This is a genomic window from Micromonospora sp. NPDC048839 (genome assembly GCF_040649915.1).
Lineage (GTDB): Bacteria > Actinomycetota > Actinomycetes > Mycobacteriales > Micromonosporaceae > Micromonospora.
Window position 1 is genome coordinate 332949 of record NZ_JBEZGL010000003.1, and the last position, 20100, is coordinate 353048.

Below are 20100 nucleotides of genomic sequence, written 5' to 3' on the forward strand. Positions count from 1 at the left end.
GCGGTGGCGCAACCCGACCTGACCCTGACGGCGAGCCTACGGCCGGCCGCGCTGGACGCCCGACGGGGCATCGTACGGCTGCATCCGGAGGCGCTGACCGCGCTGGGACTGCGGCCCGGCGACCCGGTCCGGCTTGCCGGCCGCCGCGAGACGGCGGGAATCGTGGCGACCGCCGCGCCGGGCGCGAGCAGCTCCCTGCTGTACGCCGACGACCTGACCCTGGGCAACCTGGGTGTGCGCGACGGTGCCCAGGTGCGGGTCAGCCCGGTGCCGCTGGTGCCGGCGGCCCGGGTCGTCCTGGCCGGGCCGGTGGAGGTGGTCGCGGCGGTCAGCCCGGAGATGCTCCGGCTGGCCCTGTTGGGCAAGGTGCTCACCGGCGGCGACGACGTGTCGTTGCTGCCCCAGGACGTGCTGCCGGACGCCTCGGTGCGCAGCCTGGTCGAGGCGGCTCGGCGCAGCCTCGCCAACACTGTCGGTTTCGCCTGGACCAGCACCCTGCTCACCGTGCGCACGGTCGAGCCGGCCGCCGGCGCGCTGGTCACCATGGACACGATGATCGGCTGGGAGCACGGCCCCGCCACCCACGGCGGACCCGCCCCGGTCGACGCCGGGTGGGCGCGGCCGCTCCGGACGACCGACGCGGCGCCGGAGGTGGACCAGCCGGACGACACACCTGACGTGGACGAGCTTCCCGGGCTGCGTACCCAGGCCGAGGAGCTGACCGAGCTGCTCGACCTCGGGTTCCACCACCGGGAGGTGTTGGGCCGGCTGGGCACCACCATCTCGCTGGGGGTGCTGCTCGTCGGTCCGGCCGGCTCCGGGAAGTCGGCGCTGGTCCGGGCCGTCGCCGCCCGGGTGGGTGCCCGCGTCCACCCGTTGTGGGCACCCGAGGTGGCCGCGTCGACGAACCAGGCCGCCGCCGACCGGTTGCGTGCCGCGGCGACAGCGGCCCGAGCCGGCGGGCCGGCGGTGCTGCTGGTCAGCGACGTCGAGGCGCTCGCACCGGCGGACGAGCCCGGCCCGGTGGCGACGGTGTTCCGCCAGGTGCTCGCGGAGTGCGTCCGGGCCGGCGTCGCAGTCGTCTGCACCACCGGCCGACCCGAGGCGGTCGACCCGGCGCTGCGCGCACCCGACCTGCTGTCGCTGCGGATCAGCATTCCGCTTCCCGACCAGGCGTTGCGCCGCGAACAGCTCACCGTGCTGACCCGGCAGGTGCCGCTGGCCGACGACGTCCGGCTGGACGAGGTGGCCGCGCGTACCCCCGGGTTCGTCGCGGCGGACCTGGCGGCGCTGGTCCGGGAGGCCGGGGTACGCGCGGCACTGCGGCAGAAGTCCGCCGAGACGCCGACGGTGTCGATGGCGGACTTCACGGCCGCCCGGGAGGTGGTCCGGCCGACCACGATGGCGGCCTCGACCCTGGAGCTGGCCTCGGTGACCCTCGACGACGTGGGTGGCCTGGACGACGTCAAGCAGACGCTCACCGAGTCGGTGCTGTGGCCGTTGACCTACCCGGACACCTTCGCCCGGCTCGGGGTGCAGCCGCCCCGCGGTGTGCTGCTCTACGGGCCACCGGGCTGCGGTAAGACCTACCTGGTCACCGCGCTCGCCGGTTCGGGGCGGGCCAATGTGCTGTCGGTGAAGGGCGCGGAACTGCTCTCCAAGTGGGTGGGCGAGAGCGAGCGCGCGGTCCGCGAGCTGTTCCGCCGTGCCCGGGAGGCGGCCCCCACCCTGATCTTCCTGGACGAGGTGGACGCCCTGGCGCCGGTACGCGGGCAGGCCACCGACGGGGGCACCACGGACCGGGTGGTCGCCGCGCTGCTCACCGAACTGGACGGGGTGGAGACGCTGCGCAACGTGGTGGTGGTCGGCGCGACCAACCGGCCCGACCTGGTCGACCCTGCGCTGCTGCGGCCGGGTCGGTTGGAGCGGCTGGTCTACGTGCCACCGCCGGACGGGCCGGCCCGCGCGGAGATCCTGCGAGCCACGTCCCGGCAGGTGCCGCTGGCGCCCGACGTCGACCTCGCCGCCCTCGGCGACGAGCTGACCGGCTTCTCCGCGGCGGACTGCGCGGCGCTGGTCCGGGAGGCGGCGCTGGCCGCGATGCGGGAGTCTCTCACCGCCGCCACGGTCACCGCCGGGCACGTCTCGACGGCACGGGCACGGGTGCGCCCCTCGCTGGACCCGGCCCAGGTCGCCGCGCTGGCCGCGTACGCCGCCCGGCGGGACTGAGCACCGCACCCAACCTTTTGGTGCATCCGGAGTGTTATTAGGGCGTCACATTCCTCTGTGGAGTCCTCCACCTGGACGTCAGGCGGTGTTCCTTGCGCAAGCTACTGTCCCTTCTTCTCGTCCCCCTGGCCGCGGCGGCGACCCTGGCCACGGTCGGCACGACGGCGACCGCCCATCCAGCGAAGCCGTTCCCAGCCCGGATCGCCCTGCCCGACGGGTTCACCCCGGAAGGGTTGACCATCGGTCGGGGCACGACGGTGTACGTCGGGTCCGTGCTGGACGGCGCGGTGTGGCGGGGTGATCTCCGGACCGGGCGCGGCTCGGTGCTGATCCCGGGCACACCCGGCACCGCCAAGGCAGGGATGAAGATCGACTCGCGGGGCCGGCTCTGGACCGCCGACTTCACCGGCGGCGGTGCCAGCGTGTACGACCCGGACAGCGGCGTCAGGCTGGCCCACTACCCGTTCACCACCGACCCCGACACCCTGGTCAACGACCTGGTGATCACCGACCGGGCGGTCTACTTCACCGACTCCACCCGACCGGTGCTGTACGTGGTGCCGCTGGGTCCGGGTGGCCGCCTGCCCGCCACCGCCGCCGTCCGGGTGCTGCCGCTCACCGGTCCGGGCGCGACACCTGACGCGTTCAACAACGGGATCGTGGCGCTTCCGGACGGCGACCTGCTTGTCGCGCAGATGCTGACCGGCCAACTCGTCCGCGTCGACCCACGCACCGGCGGCAGCCGCGTCTTCAACCTCGGCGGCTACTCCGTGGATCGGGCCGACGGGCTGGTACTGCGCGGTCGCACCCTCTACGTGATCCGGAACCTGAGCAACGTCATCGCGGTGGTCCGGCTGAACGCCGGCCACACCGCCGGGACCGTGCAGCGGGAGATCACCGGTCCGCAGCTACGTTCGCCGGCCACCGGTGACCTGCTCGGCTCGGCGCTGTACGTGGTGAACGGGCGGTTCGACGTGGAGTCGACGCCGACCACCGACTACGACATCGTCCGGGTGCCGGCCTGATCCAGGCGGTCGGCGGTGGCCCCTGCGGTCGCCGCCGACCGGCCGGGGCGGGTTCAGAGGGCCGGCGGGGTCGAGTCCAGGCAGATCTCGGCACGCACCTTGCCGTCCTCCTCGTACAGTTTGGCGCCGGAGCGGTGCAGCACGGCAACCGCGCCGATGTTGTCCGGGGTCGTCTCGGCGACCACCACCCGCATGCCCGCCCGCGCGGCGGCGTTCAGCAACTCCCGCAGGGCGGCCGCGCCGATCCCCTGCCCGCGTGCCGAGCGACCGAGCCACATGCCGGCCTCCACCGTGCCGGGCTCGTCACAGCGCGTCATCCGGACCATGCCCAGCACCTCGCCGCCGACGAGGATCGCGTACATCTGCGAGCGGGTGGGGCCGTCCAGTCCGCCGAAGCTGGCCCGATGGAACTCCCGGAACGCCTCGCGACGGGCGAGCGACCAGCCGGCGGGGGCCTCGACCGGAGGCATCACATCGCTGGGCTCCGCCTCGGCAGCCGCTACGGAGAGCAACGGCTCCAGGTTCTGTTCGTCCACCGGCTCCAGCCGGACCGCACCCGCCACGTGCCGCAGTCTGCCGCGCTCATCGGCCGAAGTCCACCCCATTGGCCATCCACTGGCGGTCCGGACAGCGGTACCGGCCGGTCGGGCGGGCGGGGTGTTCCACATCACGCTCTGTTGTCACCCGACCGGGTGTAAGGGGCTCAAACCGCCGGCGCGAACTCGCAGAACACCACCGACGCGTCGTCGGTGGGCTTGTGCCGGCGCAGCCGGTCCGGGTGGTCGCGCTCGGCCGTCCGGACCCGGTCGAGCAACGCGCCCGGCCCGTCGACGCTCAACAGGTCCAGCAGTCCGGCCCAGTCGGTGAGTTCGAACTGCTCCACCGCACTGGACGCGCCGTCACTGAGCAGCGCGGCCCGGCGGATCGCCGTCGGACCTCGCCGAGGCATCGACCCGGTCACCGCGTGGAAGGCCGCGTCCGGGTCGGCGGCCGCCACCCAGTAGCCGTGGGTACGGTTCATCCGCTCCCGCTGCACGCTCACGGCGTGCCGGAACTGGGTGACCGGATCCGCCGCGCCGCCGGGCAGGACGGCCACCGTCTCCCGCAGCTCGGCCATCGCCGCGTCCAGTCGGTTGTCGGTGACCACGCTGACCTGACCGCCGGCGTCCAGGACCAGGGGGCTGTCGCAGAGCACCAGGTAGTCCACCTGGTCGCCGCAGTCCCGCAGCAGGCACACGGTGCTGGACGGGGTGCCGGGATGGTCGAGGTCGCACTGCCCTCCGTGGTCGGCGCGCACGGCGAGGATGGCCGCCGCCAGGTTGCTGGTCAGCCGTGCCGCCGGGCGTACCGCTTCGGCGACGCCGAGGCGGGCGGCCAGGTGCCGGACGTACCACTCCGGCCCGTGCACGCAGCCGGTGTCGAAGCCCTCCGGCACGGTCGCGCCGTCCAGGACACCGACCAGCGGACCGATCTGGAAGACCAGATCCTCGTTGACCGGCCGGCCGGGGGCCGGTGCGGACGCGGAGCGTACCCGCATCACCGGCACTCCCACGTCGGATTGGTGCCCGCCATCGCCCGCCCCCTCCGTCAACCTCCGGCCACCCGCCCAGCGGCGGCCCCGAAGCGCTCCCCGCGTACCCCGTGGACCCGGCTACATTCCTGCCGGACGGTGGCGCTCAGCGGCGCCGGTTGCGGGCGCGCGACGAGCGCAACCGGCGGAGCCGGGCGATCAGCACGGGGTCCGCGGCCAACGCGGCCGGGTTGTCGAGCAGCCCGTTGAGCAACTGGTAGTAGCGGGTCGACGAGAGCCCGAAGGTGTCCCGGACGGCCTGTTCCTTGGCACCGGCGTGCCGCCACCACTGCTGCTCGAAGGCCAGGATGGCCCGTTCCCGTTCGGTCAGCCCGACGGCTGTCGGCGCGCTCGGCGCAACGGCGACCCCGTCGCCCGGGTCGGGATCATCGGTGCTCTCGATGGGCGGCACCGGCCGCGGAGTCGGAACCGACGGCGCGACCCCACCCGCGACGTCACCCCGACGAGCGTCAGTGGACGGCTCGGGGGTGGCCGGGGTGGCGTCGGCGGACATGGTCCTCAGCCTAGCCAGGGACGACCTGGGTCGCACCAGCCGGCGCGGCCGACCCTGCGCCGCCGGGAATCCCGACGGCCGGGCCGGCCGCGCCGCGTCAGACCGGTCGGATCAGGAGATGTCGCGGCGACGCATCGCCCAGAGCGCCGCTCCGAGGATCACCACCACCGCGACCGAGAGCAGCACCGAGGACTGCTGCCAGGTGATGACCAGGGTCGACGGTTCACACGACCCGTTGAAGGTCGCCTCGCAGGAGTCCCAGTCCTGCAACTTGACCCTCTTGTACACCCAGGCCAGCAGGTACGTGGGCAGCAGGTACGCCTCGGGCCAGCGCACGTTCGCCAACCCCAGCAGGATGCCCAGGCCGAACTGGCCGACCACCATCAGCGCCACCACGCCACCCAGGGCCATCGCGGTGTGCCGACCCAGCGACGCCAGGGCGAAGCCGATGGTGGTGAGCACCAGCACCAGGACCACACCCCGCACTCCGGTCAGCACGAACGACTGCCAGGCGCCGGAGGTCATCTTCTCGGTGCTGCCACGGAACGTGGCGACCCCCCAGAACCCGGCGAACCAGAGCACCGCGGCGGGCAGCGTCACCGCCAGCATGCCGGTGAGCAGGGCGGCCAGCTTGGTGAGCAGTACGGTGAGTCGCTTCGGACGCCAGAGCAGCAGGTTCATCATCCCGCCGGTGCTCCACTCGGCACCGATGAAGGACGCGCCGACCACGAACCCGACAAGCGCGAGGATCGCCGCGAACGGAATCAGCGTCTCGTCGAACGTATCCCGGAAGTCGAACGTCGAGGGCAGGAACCACTGCGCCTGGATCTGGTCCCGGGGCGGCGGCGTGATCTGCGAGCAGTCCTCGGGGTAGCGGTCATCGTTCGTCGTACCGGCCGCCTTGGCCCGCTCGCAGTCGGCCCGCGCCTGCTCGCTCCAGCGCACCTGTTTCTGGTAATCCTGCTCGGCCTGCCGCTCGGCCTTCGCGTACTGTTCGGCGCCGATCTTCTGGTTGGTGAAGAACACCCCGACCATCATCGCGGCCAGCACCAGCAGGCCGAGCAGCGTCATGTACCTGGTGAAGCGCCGCTTGGTGAGTCGGCGCAGCTCCGTACGAAAGAGGCTCACGCGCCCCACCCTCCCCCGGCGGTGCCGGGCTGACCCGTGCCACCGACCTTCATGGACTCGTCGACCTGCCGGTGCTGACCGGGGACCGGTGCGGTGGACGTCAGTTCGAGGAAGACGCTCTCCAGATCGACGGCGATCGGCGCCAACTCGCTGACGTAGAGGTTGCGCTCGGCGAGCAGGCGGGTCACCGAGGCGGGCTTGTCGACGCCTGTCAACATCAGGTGGTCGGGGTGACCGGTGACCCCGATACCGGCCGCGGTGAGCGCCTCGGTGGCTGCCGGCAGGTCGCTCACCGCTTCCAGCCGGACTCGGACCGCGCCGGACGAGTGCTGCGCGAGCACCTCGTCGACCGGGCCGAACGCGACCCGCCGGCCCAGCGAGATGATGGTGACCGAGTCGCAGATCAACTGGATCTCGCCGAGGATGTGACTGGACAGCAGCACCGTCATCCCGGATTCGGCGAGACCGCGCATCAGCGTGCGCATCTCCCGGATGCCGCCCGGGTCGAGGCCGTTGGCCGGCTCGTCGAGGATGAGCAGCTTCGGGTTCTTCAACAGGGCCGAGGCCACGGCGAGCCGCTGCTTCATGCCCAACGAGTACGTCTTGACCCGCTCGTCGGCCCGGTCGCGCAGCCCGACGAGTTCCAGCACCTCGTCGACCCGGACGGCCGGCACCCCGCCCGCCCCGGCCAGCAGGGACAGCGTGTCCCGTGCCGTGAAGTGCGGGAAGAACTGCGGGCTCTCCACGATCGCGCCGACCTGGCCGGCGACGGTGGGCAGCGCGTCGGGGACCTCGTGCCCGAGCAGCGACATCCGGCCGCCGTCGGGTCGGATCAGGCCGAGCAGGGTACGCAGCGTGGTCGTCTTGCCGGACCCGTTGGGGCCCAGGAAGCCGTGCACCTGCCCTGCGTCGACCCGCATGTCGAAGCCGTCGAGCGCGTTGCGGGAACCGCGTCGACGACTCTTGTACGTCTTACGTAGACCTTCGATCTCCAGGACAGCTGGCAAGCTGCACCTCCCCCGATGGGTGGGCGTGACAGCCGACACCATACGCGGTATGCAGAGACGTTCAATACGGGGTATGCATCGACGCGCCGAATGGGTCACCTCATCGACGGAGCGTCACCGCTCAGGCGCAGATGACCTGTACGCCGACGGCACGGAACGCCTCCACGACCTCCGGGGCGGCGCCGGAGTCGGTCACCAGGGTCTCGACCCGCTCGACCGGACAGATCCGGGCGAAGGCGTGACCGCCCAGCTTGGACGAGTCCGCGATGATCACCACGCGTTTGGCCCGGGCCACCATCAGGTTGTTCATCGCGGCCTCCCCCTCGTGGTGGGCGGCCGCGCCGAGCTGCGGGTCGATGGCGTCCACGCCGAGCAGGGCGACGTCCAGAGTGACCTCGCGCAGCAGCGCCCCACCCAGCGGGCCGACGAGTTCGAACGACTTCGGGCGCACCACCCCGCCGGCCACCACGACCTTCATCCGCGATCGGACCAGCAGCTCGTTGGCGATGTTCAGCGCGTTGGTCACCACGGTGAGCTGGGCGCCCTCGGCGCTGGTGTTCAGGTCCGGACGCACGGCCAGCGCCCTCGCCACCTCGGTGCTCGTGGTGCCGCCGTTCAGACCGACAACGGTGCCCGGCGTCACGAGCGCGGCGGCGGCAGCGCCGATCCGCTGCTTCTCCGCCGAGTGCTTGGCCGTCTTGTAGCGCAGCGGCAGGTCGTACGACACGCCGTTGGCGACCGCGCCGCCCCGGGTCCTGGTGATCATCTGCTGCTGGGCGAGCTGGTCGAAGTCACGCCGGATGGTGGCCTGGGAGACGTCCAGCCGCTCGGCTGCCGCCTCGACGCTGACCCGGCCGTTGTCGGTCAGCATCTCGAGCAGGGCGTTCCATCTGGCGTACCGGTCCACCGCGGGGGTCCTCCCAGTGACAGCACGGACGGTGATTGATTGCGTGCACACTAGTGCGCGAAACTAGGCTTACGCAAAAGGCTGATCTGCGCGATCGGTCGGCCAGTTGCCACGACCACCGCCGTTCGCGCAGAATGACGCGCGAAATGCGTGCCTAACGAGCCGTATTGCGCACCGGCGAGGAGTTCCCATGGCGTACGTGGACGCGGAGATCGCGAGCCAGCCCGACTGCTGGCGGGAGGCAGCCGTACTGGCCGGCGTCGTCCACGGTGACCTGCCCCGCCCCGGCGAGCGGGTGGCCGTCGTCGGTTGCGGCACGTCGTGGTTCATGGCGATGGCGTACGCGGGCCGCCGCGAGCAGGCCGGCCAGGGCGAGACCGACGCGTTCCAGGCGTCCGAGTTCCCCGCCGGGCGCCGCTACGACCGGTTGATCGCGATCACCCGTTCCGGCACCACCACGGAGGTGCTGGAGCTTCTCGCCGCGCTGCGCGGGCAGACCCCCACCACGGTCATCGTCGGCGACCCGGCGTCCCCGGCGGTCGAGCTGGCCACCGCCGCGGTGACCATGCCCTTCGCCGACGAGCGGTCGGTGGTGCAGACCCGCTTCGCGACCACCGCACTCGCCCTGCTCCGGGCTCACCTCGGCGACCCGGTGACCGCGCTCGCCGCCGACGCCGAGGTGGCGGTGCGATCCCCACTGCCGATCGACCCGGCCACCATCGGGCAGGCCACCTTCCTCGGTCGGGGGTGGACGATCGGTCTGGCGCAGGAGGCAGCGCTGAAGTGCCGTGAGGCGGCCACCTTCTGGGCCGAGGCGTACCCGGCGATGGACTACCGGCACGGCCCCATCTCGATCGGTGCGCCCGGCAGACTGGTCTGGGCGTTCGGCGAGCTACCCGACGGACTACCCGAGGATGTGGCCGCCACCGGGGCGGCCTTCGTGCACAGCCGCACGCACGGTTGGCGCACGGTGCTGGGCAGTTGGTCCGCCGGTCGTACCCCGGTCGACCCGATGGCCGACCTGATCCTGGCGCAACGCTTCGCGGTCGCGCTGGCGACCAGCCGAGGCCTCGACCCGGACGCGCCCCGACACCTGACCCGGTCGGTGGTGCTGGCGTGACCAGCGGCGACGCCGGGGCCACCGGCCAGGTCGTCGTCGCGTTGGATGTGGGCGGCACCGGCATGAAGTGCGCCCTGGTCCGACCGGACGGCGTCGCGGTACGCACCGAGCGGCACCCCACCCAGGCCGCGCGCGGCCCGGCGGCCGTGGTCGACACGATCCTGGACGTGGCTGCCGGGCTGGCCGACAAGGCCCGCGCCGACGGGCTCACGCCGATCGCGGTCGGCATCGCCGTACCCGGGGTGGTGGACGAGGCGCGCGGCGTCGCGGTCTGGTCGGCGAACGTGGGCTTCCGGGACGTACCCCTGCGGGACCTGGCGATGACACGGCTCGGACTGCCCACGGCACTCGGTCACGACGTGCGCGTCGGTGGCCTCGCCGAAGCACGGCTCGGTGCCGGGCGCGGCACCGGGCACGTGCTGTTCGTGGCGATCGGCACCGGCATCGCCGCCGCCCACGTGGTCGACGGCTCGGCGTCCGTCGGCGCGCACGGCGCCGCCGGGGAGATCGGCCACATCCTGGTCCGGCCGGACGGCCCGCGCTGCGGCTGCGGTCGGCCCGGCTGCCTGGAAACGGTCGCCTCGGCCGCCGCCATCGGCCGCCGCTACGCCGAACTGGCGGGCGAGGCAGCGGGCGCTCCCGTGTCGGCGGCCGATGTCGCCGAACGGGCCGCAGCCGGCGAACAACTCGCCGGCCAGGTCTGGCAGGAGGCGGTCGAGGCGCTCGCCGACGGCCTCGCCACCGGGCAGGCTCTGTTCGACGTGGCGACGATCGTGCTCGGCGGCGGTCTGGCCCAGGCCGGGGACCGGCTGCTTGTCCCACTGCGGGCGGCGCTGCACGAGCGGATGACCTTCCACCGGGAGCCGCGGCTGGTCGCGGCAGCCCTCGGCGACGAGGCCGGCTGCCTCGGCGCCGCCCTGCTCGCCCTGGACGCGCTACGCGTCCGTGACCATGACGCGCTACGCGTCCGTGACCATGACGCCGTACGCGTCCGTGACAATCAGGAGGAGCGATGACCGTGCGGGTGGACGGCCGAGTGGTGACCCCGAACGGTGTCATCCGACAGGGTTGCGTCGAGTGGGACGGCGATCGGATCACCGCGGTCGCCGAATATCCGTCGGTCCGGGACGGCAACTGGATCCTGCCCGGCTTCGTCGACATGCACACCCACGGCGGTGGTGGGCACACCTTCACCACCGGGGACGCCGACGAGGCCCGAGCGGCGGCCGGGTTCCACCTCGCACACGGCACGACCACCCTGTTGGCGAGCCTGGTCAGCGCGCCCTTCCCGCTGATGCGCACGGCCACTGAGGCGTTCGCCCCGCTGGTCGACGAGGGTGTGCTGGCCGGAGTCCACTTCGAAGGCCCCTACCTCTCCGCGGCCCGGTGTGGGGCGCAGAACCCGGAGTACCTCCGCGACCCGTCGACCGACGAGTTGACCGAGCTGATCGAGCTGGGCCGGGGCGCTGTCCGGATGGTCACCCTCGCACCGGAACGCGACGGCGCGCTGGAGGCGATCAAGTTGCTCACCGCACAGGGGGTGGTGGCGGCGGTAGGGCACACCGACGCGACGTACGAACAGACCCGCGCCGCGGTCGCCGCCGGCGCGAGTGTCGGCACCCATCTGTTCAACGGGATGCGCCCGGTGCACCACCGCGAGCCGGGGCCGGTGGTGGCCCTGCTCGACGCGCCCACCGTCATCTGCGAGATGGTCGCCGACGGGGTGCACCTGCACGACGGCATGCTGACCTTCGTGGCCGCGACCGCGGGTCCGGACCGTGCGGCACTGATCACCGACGCGATGGCCGCCGCCGGAATGCCCGACGGCGAGTACGAGTTGGGCGGCCAGGCCGTCACCGTGACCGACGGGGTGGCCCGACTCGCCCGGGACGGTGCCATCGCCGGCAGCACGCTGACCATGGACGCCGCGCTGCGGCACGCGGTGAGTGCCGGAATCCCGATCGCCGACGCGACGCGGATGGTGGCCACCACCCCGGCACGCGCTATCGGCCTGGGCAACCGGGTGGGCTCCCTCCAGGTTGGCCTCCGCGCCGACCTGGTGGTGCTGGACGCCGACCTGAACGTGGTCCGGGTCCTCCGCGGCGGCACCTGGGTGGAGTGAGCGCGAGCCCTTCTTGCGCGCTTGCCGCCATCGGTTGCGTGACAGCGCTCGACGGCAGTCTGCCGCTGGAGGCCGTGCCTGACCGCCGCAACGCCACAGGCCATGCCCGGCCGCCGCGACGCCACGGGCCATGCCCGGCCGCCGCGACGCCGGAAGCCATGCCTGTTTGGCGGCCTGTAGAGCTGCCCCATATCTGGGGCAGCTCTACAGGGGCCACCAACCACACTGGTCACCCCAGCCTGCCCGGCGATCCAGCCCGTTTTAACGAAGGCAGGTCGGACCGCCCGAGGCGGAGGGCCAGCGGAGGATCAGCTCAAAGCCGGGACGTCGACGCCGAGGACGGCCTGCTCGTCGGGGCGGTGCACAAGCACGTCGGCCAGGTAGGACTGAACCGCGTGGCGCATCCCGACGTCCCGACCGGCCTGCTCGGACAGCAGCCACTTGTGCTCGATGATCTGCGCGAACAGCTCCTGCGGTTCCAACTTGCGGCGCAGGTGCGCGGGAACGGCCCGGACCACCGGCTCGAAGACCTCGGTGAGCCAGCGGTGCGCGGCCTGCTGCTCGTCGATCAGGTCGCTCTCCGCCCGGTAGGCGTCCAGGTCGTTGAGCAGCTTGCGCGCCTGGTTCTCCTCGGCGTCGAGACCGGTCAGCCGCAGCAGCCGCCGGGTGTGGTAGCCGGCGTCGACGACCTTCGGCCGGACCAGGTAACGCCCGTCGTCGATGGAGGACATGGCCACCTCGGCCACGTCGAAGCCCAACTCGTTGAGGCGGCGGATCCGACCCTCGATGTCGTGGCGGGCCTCCCGCTCGACCGCCTGCTCGTAGGTGATCTCGTGCCAGAGCCGCTCGTAGCGCTGCACGACCTCCTCGCAGACCACCTCGGGGTCGATGGACTCGTGCAGCAGTCCGGCGGCCTGCAGGTCCAACGCCTCGCCGAAGATGTTCACCCGGGCGATCTCCAGGTCCTCACCGCGCTGACCGTTGGAGAGCGAGTTGTGCAACGCGCCCGTCTCCGCGTCCACCAGGTAGGCGGCGAACGCGCCAGCGTCCCGCCGGAACAGCGTGTTCGACAGCGAGCAGTCACCCCAGAAGAAGCCGGTGAGGTGCATCCGCACGATCAGCGCGGCCAGCGCGTCGAGCAGGCGGCTCATCGTCTCCGGCCGCAGGGTGTGCGAGAACAGCGCCCGGTACGGCAGGGAGAACTGCAGGTGCCGGGTGATCAGCACCGATTCGAGGGGTTCCCCGTCCTCGGCCTGCCGGTCGGCGACGACGGCCACCGCCTCGACCGACGGGAAGTCGATCCGTTCCAGGGCCCGGAGCAGGTCGTACTCCCGCTCGGCGATCCGTTCGCGGGTCTCCTTGAACGCGTAGACGTAGTCGCCAAGCCGGACGAACCGGACGATGTGTCGGGAGATGCCCTGCGGCAGAGCCACCAGGTGTTGGGCAGGCCACTCCTCCAGCGGTGTCGACCAGGGCAGGTCGAGCAGCGCCGGGTCCACGAGGGCAGACGTGATCCGCACGGGCACAAGCATGACGCCTCGCCCCCCACATCCGCCTCACATCGTGGTTGGGCACACAGCGCCGAACACCCCGGCCTCGCGCCGGGCCGGTAGCGTGGTCGCGTGCTCAAACCCACGGCGGTACGACGTGACCTGCGGCTACGGCCCGTCCGCCCGGCCGGCTGGTGGTTCGACGCCCTGCTGCTGGTCGGATTCGGTGCGGTGACCGTGGCCCTCGCCACAGGTGCGTTGCTCGGGCTGGACCTGGCGGTCCGGGAATGGGCGTATGCCCACCACCCGGCACCGATCTACTGGACGGCACGGGCGTTCAACCTCATCGGCCAGGGGGGCTGGCTGTTGACGCCCCTCGCCGGAGCGCTCGCCGTGGCGGTGGCCTGGCGGGGCCGCACCGTGCGGCCGCTGCTGCTGGTGGCGGGAGCCTTCGTGCTGCTCTACCTGACGGTCGGGCCACTCAAGGTCCTGACCGACCGGGCCGCGCCCAGCTCCGATCTGCCGCCGACCCAGTCGGTTCGGATCTTCAACGACCTGCCGCCCACCGAGTACGACCTGTCCTACCCGTCCGGGCACGTCGTCAACGCGATCCTCTGGTACGGGGTGATAGCCGTCCTGCTGACCGCGCTGACGGCTGGGCGACTGCACCCGAGGGTGCACCGGCTGATCCGGTTCGCCCCGCCGGCCATCCTGCTGGTCACCACCACCTACCTGAACTTCCACTGGCTCACCGACGGCGTGGCAGCCCTGCTGATCGGGCTGTTCCTGGACCGGCTGCTGCACCGGGTGCCGTGGGACGACGTGCCGCTCCCCGGCCGGCTACGCGCCTGGGACCGGCCGTTCACCTCGTACCCCTAGGTTTCGGGCTGTGGATCAACTGTCGCGGCGGCTCGGCGTACCCGATGCGGTTGTCATCGGGTTGGGCTCGATGCTCGGCGCGGGCGTCTTCGTGGTCTTCGGCCCGGCCACGGCGGCGGCAGGGGGCGCCGGACTGCTGCCCGCGCTGGTGCTGGCGGGGTTCATCGCCTTCTGCAACGCGACCAGCTCGGCGCGGCTCGCGGCCCGCTACCCGGAGTCCGGCGGCACCTACGTCTACGGCCGGGAGCGCCTCGGGCCGTTCGCCGGCTTCCTGGCCGGCTGGGGCTTCGTGGTCGGCAAGACGGCGAGCTGTGCGGCGATGGCGTTGACCATCGGGGCGTACCTGTGGCCGGGGCAGGCCCGACTGGTCGCCGTCGGCGCGGTGCTCGCGGTGACCGCGGTGAACCTGCGGGGCATCGGCAAGACGGCCACCGTGACCCGAGCCCTGGTCGCGCTGGTACTCGCGGTGCTGGCCCTGGTCGCGGCGGTCGGCCTGGTGGGCGGGCCGGTGCACCTGGAACGGCTCGGCGAGCCCGGCGGCTCCGCCCGGGGCGTGGTCACCGCCGCCGGGCTGCTGTTCTTCGCGTTCGCCGGGTACGCGCGGATCGCCACGCTCGGCGAGGAGGTCCGCGACCCGCAGCGGACCATCCCCCGGGCGGTGCCGCTGGCGCTCGGGGTGGTGCTCGCGAGCTACCTGGTGCTGGCCGTGATCGCACTCGGTGTGCTCGGCGCCGACCGGCTGGCCGGTTCCGCGGCGCCCCTGGTCGACGTGGTGACCGCCGCCGGGCTGCCCGGCCTGGCCTGGGTGGTCCGCGCCGGGGCCACCATCGCGGTCGTCGGTGTCCTGCTCTCCCTGGTCGCCGGGGTCGGCCGGACCACCCTGGCGATGGCCCGCCGTCGTGACCTGCCCGGCGCGCTGGCCGCCGTGCACCAGGTGCACCGGGTGCCGCACCGGGCCGAGTTGGCGGTCGCCGCCGTGGTGATCGTGGTGGTGCTGCTCGGCGACGTGCGCGGTGCCATCGGCTTCTCCAGTTGCACCGTGCTGGTCTACTACGCGATCACCAACGCGGCGGCGCTGACACTGGGCCGGGAGCCGGGCCGGCGGCTGCCCGTACAGGTACTCGCCGGGGTGGGGCTGCTCGGGTGTCTGCTGCTCGCGGTCAACCTGCCGACCGGCAGCGTCCTCGCCGGCTTCGGCGTGCTGGCCGCCGGTGCCGCCTGGTACGCGCTGCGCCCCGCCCGCCGGTGACCTGAGCAGGCCACCGGCGGCCAGGGGTCAGCGGCTCAGCCGCCGGTACCGTCCCACCGCGAGCGGCGCGAACGTCGCGATCAGCAGCACCGGCCACAGCACCGCCAACAGCACGGCGTGCTCCGCCGGCCAGGAGTCGCCACCCAGGCCCGGGTTGCCGAACAGCTCGCGGATCGCCGCGACGGTGGCCGACAACGGGTTCCACTCCGAGATCGTCCCGATGAACGACGGCATCAACTCGGGCGACACGAAGACATTCGAGATCGCGCTCAACGGAAACGCCGCCGGGAAGACGATCACGCCGACCGTGTCCGGGTTGCGAACCAGCAGCGCCAGGTAGATCCCGACCCAGGTGATCGCGATCCGGAGCAGCAGGAGAAGCCCGACCGCGAGCAACGCCTTGCCGACACCCTGCCGCCACTGCCACCCGACGAGCAGGCCGCAAACCAGCAGGGTGGACATCTCCAGCAGGGCGCGGAGCAGGTCGGCGGCACTGCGGCCGGTCATCAGGGCGGACCGGGCCATCGGCATCGACCGGAACCGGTCGACGACACCCCGGCTGAGATCCAGCGCCACGCCGGTCGCGGTGGCGCCGAGGCCGTACAGCATCGTCATCACGAAGACCCCGGGCAGCAGGAACTCGCGGTAGTTGCCACCACCCGCCACCTGCATGCCGCTGCCGAACACGTACCCGAAGACCAGCACGAACATGATCGGCAGCGAGAAGTAGAGGATCAGCTCCTCCGGTGCGCGGATCACGTGGATCATGTTCCGCCTGGTCATCGTCCAGCCGTCGGTCACCGCAGCCGTCATGCCACGTCCGCCTTTCCGCCAACGCCGACGGGCTCGCGGGCCTCGTCCGGTCGGTGCCCGGTCAGATACAGGAACGCCTCATCCAACGTCGCGCGCCGCAGGCCGATGTCCTCCACCGCGACACCGGCCTCGTCCAACGCCCGCACCACGTCGATGAGCCCGGCGACCCGGTCGGCCACCGGCACGCTGAGCCGCCGCACCTCCGGATCGCGCTCCGGCTCCGCGGCACAGATCGACGCGACGATGCGGGCAGCCCGGGTCAGGTCGGCCGCATCCCGCACCACCACCTCGATCCGGTCGCCGCCGGTCATCGACTTCAGCTCGTCCGGCGACCCCTCGGCGACGACCCGACCGGCGTCGATCACCGAGATCCGGTCGGCGAGCTGGTCGGCCTCCTCCAGGTACTGCGTGGTGAGCAGGACCGTGGTCCCGTCCGCGACCAGGCCACGGACCAGGTCCCACACCTGGTTGCGGCTACGCGGGTCCAGGCCGGTGGTCGGCTCGTCGAGGAAGAGCACCCGCGGTGTACGGATCAGGCTGGCCGCGAGGTCCAACCGGCGGCGCATCCCACCCGAGTACTCACCGGCCGACCGACTCGCCGCCTCGTCCAGCCCGAACCGTTCCAGCAGTTCGTCGGCGCGTTGGCGGGCCGCCCGCCGACCCAGCCGGAACAGCCGGCCGAACAACTCCAGGTTCTGCCGGCCACTGAGGATCTCGTCGACCGCGGCGTACTGACCGGTCAACGCGATCCGGGCACGCACCTCGTCCGGCTGACGCCGCACGTCGAACCCCGCCACGGTGGCCCGGCCGGCGTCGAAGCGCAGCAGCGTGGTCAGGATCCGTACGGCAGTCGTCTTCCCGGCGCCGTTCGGCCCCAGCAGTCCGTACACCGTGCCGGTCGGTACGGCCAGGTCGAAGGTGTCCAGTGCCCGCGTTGGGCCGTACCGCTTGCCCAGCCCCTCGGCTGTCACGTCGAATGTCGTCATGCCGCCAGGGTGCGGTCGGGCGCTGACGGATCACGCACCGTCCGCTGACGGCGGCGCACCGGGCCGGCCCGCCGCTCCGGCCCGCTCCGCCTTGGTGATCTCGTCGAGGGCCAAGATGATCTCCGCTCGGGTGGCCTCGCCGACGTACCACCCGGTGAGCCCACCCACCAGGGCCTCCTCGCAGAACCGTCTCGCCTCGACCAGGTCGCCGCGCAGCCGGGCCACCTGGGCGAGGCCGAGACGGGCACTGGCCACGAACTCGGGAGCGCCGCTGCGCTGCGCCAGGAGCAGCGCACCGGCGAAGTCGTCCCGCGCCCCGGTGAGGTCACCGGCCCGCAGCCGGATCTCGCCCCTGGTCCGCAGCATGTCGGCCTGGTCGACGGCCGACCCGAGCTCCTCGACCAGTCCCATGGCCTCGTCCATGTGGGCGCCCGCCGTCTCCGGGTCACCCTGCCAGGCAGCCAGTTCACCGAGCGCACCGAGCGTGATCATGCAGCCCCACCGGTCCCCGGTGCTCCGGAAGTCGTCGAGCGCGGTGTTCAGCGCGGCCCTGGCCCGGTCCCACTCGCCACTCCACATCAGCGCCGAGCCGTTCCCCATCGCGCCGAGCGCGTTGATCCACACGTCCGGGCCGACCAGCTGCCGCAGCTCCCGCATCAGCTCCTCGACGTGGTCGGCGCCGCCGGGAGGCGGCCCGGTCGAGATCCCCGACAGGTACAGCAGGAACGGTTGTCGAGGTGGCCGGTCGAGGCTGCGGATCACGGACCGCTGGGTGCCGAGCGACGGCAGGTGGCCGGCGCCGGCGAGCGAGGTGTTGTAGACGCAGAGCGCGAACTCCTCGTGCAGCCCGGACGGCGCTTCGTCCCCCAGCAGGTCGAGGACGGCGGCGGCCAACCGGGCCGCTTCCCCCCGCATGCCACGCAGCCACCAGTAGAACGACAGGGCCGCGACCAGCCCGGCCGCCTCGGGCGCGTCACCGGCCGCGGTGGAACGGCGCAGCGCCGCGTGCAGGTTGTCCCGCTCGGCGTCGAGCCGCCGCAGCCAGTGCAACTGCTCGACCTGCCGGAGGTGGTCGCTGGCGGTCCAGGCGAACTCCAGGAAGTACGCGGTGTGCGCACGGCGTAGCTGGTCGGCCTCGCCGGCTTCGGCGAGACGTTCGGCGCAGAAGGCGCGCACCGTTTCGAGCATCCGGTAACGGCCGCCGCTCAACTCCACGAAGGACTTGTCGGCCAGACCGCTGAGCGCGTCGACGAACTCGGCGCTGGGAACGCCCGTGACGCTCCCGGCGGCCTCCAGCGTCGCGCCTCCCGCGAAGACGGTCAGTCGGCGGGCCAGTCTCCGTTCGGCGTCGTCGAGCAGGTCCCAGCTCCACTCGACCACGGCCCGGAGGGTGCGGTGTCGGGGCGACGCGGCCCGGCTGCCCATGGACAACAACCGGAACCGGTCGTCGAGACGGGCGGCCACCTCGGCGACGGGCAACGCCCGCAGCCGCGCGGCGGCCAACTCGATCGCCAACGGCAGGCCGTCGAGGGTACGGCAGATCCGCAGCACCACGTCGACGTTGGCCGGTGTGACGGTGAAGTCGGGTGCGACGTCAGCCGCCCGTTGCACGAAGAGGCTGACCGCCGCGTAGTCGTCCGCATCCTCCGTCGACGTGTCCGTTGGCGGCAGGGTCAGCCCGGACAACTGGCACAACGCCTCGCCGGCCAGCCCGAGCGGCTCGCGACTCGTGGCGAGCACCCGCAGCGCCGGGCACGCGCCCAGCAGTCGTGCGGCGAGCCGGGCCGCGTCCGCGATGACGTGCTCGCAGTTGTCGAGCACCAGCAGCAGCCGCCGCTCGGCAAGCGCCTCGACCAGCCGGTCGGTGGACTGTCGGCCCGGCTCAGCCGGGGCCCGCAGACCCGCGTCCCGCAGACCGAGCGCGCTCAGCACCGCCTGCGGTACGTCCGACCCGTCGGCCAGCCCGGCCAGCTCGACGAAACAGACCTCGCCGTCCGCGCGGCCCGCCGCCTCGATGGCCAGCCGGGTCTTGCCCGCTCCCCCGGGGCCGGTGAGGGTGACCAGTCTGCGCTCGCCGAGCAACTCCCCAACGCGCTTGAGCTCCTCCTCCCGCCCGACGAACGTGGTGAGCTGGCTCGGCAGCGCCCGCTCGGTCGTCGGACGCACGGCGGAACTCTCGTCGCCGCGCAGCACGGCAGAGCTGTCGTCGCCGCGCAGCACGGCCAGGTGGATCGCGGCCAGCGCCGCCGACGGGTCGACCCCGAGCTGCTCGGCCAGGCTGCGTCTGGCGTCCTCGAACTCGGCCAGCGCCTCGGCCGGCCTGCCCTGCGCGGACAGGGCGCGCATGAGTTGGCCTCGCGGTCGCTCCCGCAGCGGTTGCGCCACGACGAGCTGCCGCAGCTCCGGGACCAGCTCGGCGTGCCCGCCCAGCGCCAACTCCGCCTCGATCCGGTCTTCGGTGGCGGCCAGCCGCAGCTCGTCCAGCCGGGCCGCCTGCGCGGGTACGCCAGCCACGTCGATGACGTCGGCCAGGGCGGGACCGCGCCACAGCTCCAGCGCCTCGCGCAACACGGCCGCCGCGCGCGGCTGGTCACCGCCGGCGAGCGCGCGACGCCCAGCCTCGGTGAGCCGCTCGAACCGGTACGCGTCGACGTCCGCGGGATCCACGGCGAGCCGGTAACCGGCCGGGTGGAACTCGACGGGGGTGTGCTCGGCGGGCAGCGCCTGACGCAGGCGCGACACCAGGGACTGGAGCGCGTTGGCGGCCCCCCGCGGCGGGTGCTCGCCGTACAGACCGTCGATCAGCCGCTCGGCGGACACCACCCGGCCCGCGTCGAGCAGCAGCAGCGCCAGTAGCGCGCGCAGCCGCGGACCGCCGACGGGAATCTCACGCCCGTCGGCCAGCAACACCTGGGTCGGCCCCAGGACGCGGAAACGCATGGCACTGATTGTCACTCAGTGGCAACGACCGACGAAGCCGCTGGCCGTCGAAGCTCGCTCGCCGCCGAGAGCGGTCGAAGTCCCGCACCACGTGCCCCCGGGCAAGCCGGCGCGGCCAACT

Annotated in this window: 17 protein-coding genes; 7 read left to right on the plus strand and 10 right to left on the minus strand. The window is 72.6% G+C overall.

Going from position 1 to position 20100, the window contains the following annotated elements; all coding sequences use genetic code 11:
* Positions 1-3 precede the first annotated feature (3 nt).
* Both AB0C25_RS07620 and AB0C25_RS07625 read left to right on the plus strand, forming a co-directional pair.
* Positions 4-2229 (plus strand): AAA family ATPase, encoded by a 2226-nt coding sequence (locus tag AB0C25_RS07620; RefSeq protein WP_357370621.1) that lies wholly within the window; start codon positions 4-6, stop codon positions 2227-2229.
* A gap of 92 nt (positions 2230-2321) precedes the next feature.
* Positions 2322-3254 carry a superoxide dismutase gene (locus AB0C25_RS07625; RefSeq protein ID WP_357370624.1) on the plus strand — a complete coding sequence of 311 codons (933 nt, stop codon included), beginning with the start codon at positions 2322-2324 and terminating at the stop codon, positions 3252-3254.
* A gap of 53 nt (positions 3255-3307) precedes the next feature.
* Here the strand turns inward: AB0C25_RS07625 and AB0C25_RS07630 are convergent, their stop codons facing one another.
* The 6 genes from AB0C25_RS07630 to AB0C25_RS07655 all read right to left on the minus strand — a co-directional run bounded on the left by AB0C25_RS07630 (position 3308) and on the right by AB0C25_RS07655 (position 8380).
* Entirely contained in the window at positions 3308-3817 is a 510-nt protein-coding gene (locus tag AB0C25_RS07630) for a GNAT family N-acetyltransferase (RefSeq protein ID WP_357370626.1), read from the minus strand.
* Positions 3818-3957: 140 nt separating this feature from the next.
* The gene (locus AB0C25_RS07635; RefSeq protein ID WP_357370628.1) at positions 3958-4791 is read right to left on the minus strand and encodes a hypothetical protein; all 834 of its coding nucleotides are present in this window, start codon (positions 4789-4791) and stop codon (positions 3958-3960) included.
* Between the two features lie 139 nt (positions 4792-4930).
* Complete coding sequence (locus AB0C25_RS07640) at positions 4931-5338, minus strand: DUF3263 domain-containing protein (RefSeq protein ID WP_357370630.1); 408 nt, start codon at positions 5336-5338, stop codon at positions 4931-4933.
* A 111-nt stretch (positions 5339-5449) separates the two neighbouring features.
* Positions 5450-6466 (minus strand): ABC transporter permease subunit, encoded by a 1017-nt coding sequence (locus tag AB0C25_RS07645; RefSeq protein WP_357370632.1) that lies wholly within the window; start codon positions 6464-6466, stop codon positions 5450-5452.
* Positions 6463-7473, minus strand: a complete 1011-nt coding sequence (locus tag AB0C25_RS07650; RefSeq protein WP_357370634.1) for an ATP-binding cassette domain-containing protein — start codon at positions 7471-7473, stop codon at positions 6463-6465. Before AB0C25_RS07650 ends, AB0C25_RS07645 begins: the two co-directional genes overlap by 4 nt.
* A 121-nt stretch (positions 7474-7594) precedes the next feature.
* Complete coding sequence (locus AB0C25_RS07655; RefSeq protein WP_357252614.1) at positions 7595-8380, minus strand: DeoR/GlpR family DNA-binding transcription regulator; 786 nt, start codon at positions 8378-8380, stop codon at positions 7595-7597.
* A 190-nt stretch (positions 8381-8570) separates the two neighbouring features.
* Here AB0C25_RS07655 and AB0C25_RS07660 point away from each other — a divergent pair, with 190 nt between their 5' ends.
* From AB0C25_RS07660 to nagA, 3 genes are read left to right on the plus strand one after another with little or no spacing between them, the layout of a single operon-like run.
* The gene (locus AB0C25_RS07660) at positions 8571-9500 is read left to right on the plus strand and encodes a sugar isomerase (protein ID WP_357370635.1); all 930 of its coding nucleotides are present in this window, start codon (positions 8571-8573) and stop codon (positions 9498-9500) included.
* Complete coding sequence (locus tag AB0C25_RS07665; protein WP_357370637.1) at positions 9497-10516, plus strand: ROK family protein; 1020 nt, start codon at positions 9497-9499, stop codon at positions 10514-10516. Before AB0C25_RS07660 ends, AB0C25_RS07665 begins: the two co-directional genes overlap by 4 nt.
* On the plus strand, positions 10513-11622 hold the full coding sequence (nagA, locus tag AB0C25_RS07670; protein ID WP_357370640.1) for an N-acetylglucosamine-6-phosphate deacetylase: 1110 nt from the start codon (positions 10513-10515) through the stop codon (positions 11620-11622). Before AB0C25_RS07665 ends, nagA begins: the two co-directional genes overlap by 4 nt.
* A gap of 308 nt (positions 11623-11930) precedes the next feature.
* Here nagA and AB0C25_RS07675 read toward each other — a convergent pair whose 3' ends face one another.
* Entirely contained in the window at positions 11931-13142 is a 1212-nt protein-coding gene (locus tag AB0C25_RS07675; RefSeq protein WP_357370642.1) for a DUF4032 domain-containing protein, read from the minus strand.
* A gap of 102 nt (positions 13143-13244) precedes the next feature.
* Here AB0C25_RS07675 and AB0C25_RS07680 point away from each other — a divergent pair, with 102 nt between their 5' ends.
* Both AB0C25_RS07680 and AB0C25_RS07685 read left to right on the plus strand, forming a co-directional pair.
* The gene (locus AB0C25_RS07680; protein WP_357370644.1) at positions 13245-13991 is read left to right on the plus strand and encodes a phosphatase PAP2 family protein; all 747 of its coding nucleotides are present in this window, start codon (positions 13245-13247) and stop codon (positions 13989-13991) included.
* A 10-nt stretch (positions 13992-14001) separates the two neighbouring features.
* Positions 14002-15240 (plus strand): APC family permease, encoded by a 1239-nt coding sequence (locus AB0C25_RS07685; protein WP_357370645.1) that lies wholly within the window; start codon positions 14002-14004, stop codon positions 15238-15240.
* Between the two features lie 27 nt (positions 15241-15267).
* On the opposite strand, the gene AB0C25_RS07690 is transcribed toward AB0C25_RS07685, so the two are convergent.
* The 3 genes from AB0C25_RS07690 to AB0C25_RS07700 are packed head-to-tail and all read right to left on the minus strand — an operon-like array spanning position 15268 to position 19979.
* Positions 15268-16053 (minus strand): ABC transporter permease, encoded by a 786-nt coding sequence (locus AB0C25_RS07690; protein ID WP_357370647.1) that lies wholly within the window; start codon positions 16051-16053, stop codon positions 15268-15270.
* Complete coding sequence (locus tag AB0C25_RS07695) at positions 16050-17039, minus strand: ATP-binding cassette domain-containing protein (RefSeq protein WP_357370649.1); 990 nt, start codon at positions 17037-17039, stop codon at positions 16050-16052. The genes AB0C25_RS07690 and AB0C25_RS07695 overlap by 4 nt, the downstream gene beginning before the upstream one ends.
* Positions 17040-17069: 30 nt before the next feature.
* Complete coding sequence (locus tag AB0C25_RS07700) at positions 17070-19979, minus strand: BTAD domain-containing putative transcriptional regulator (RefSeq protein WP_357370651.1); 2910 nt, start codon at positions 19977-19979, stop codon at positions 17070-17072.
* Between the last annotated feature and the right edge of the window lie 121 nt (positions 19980-20100).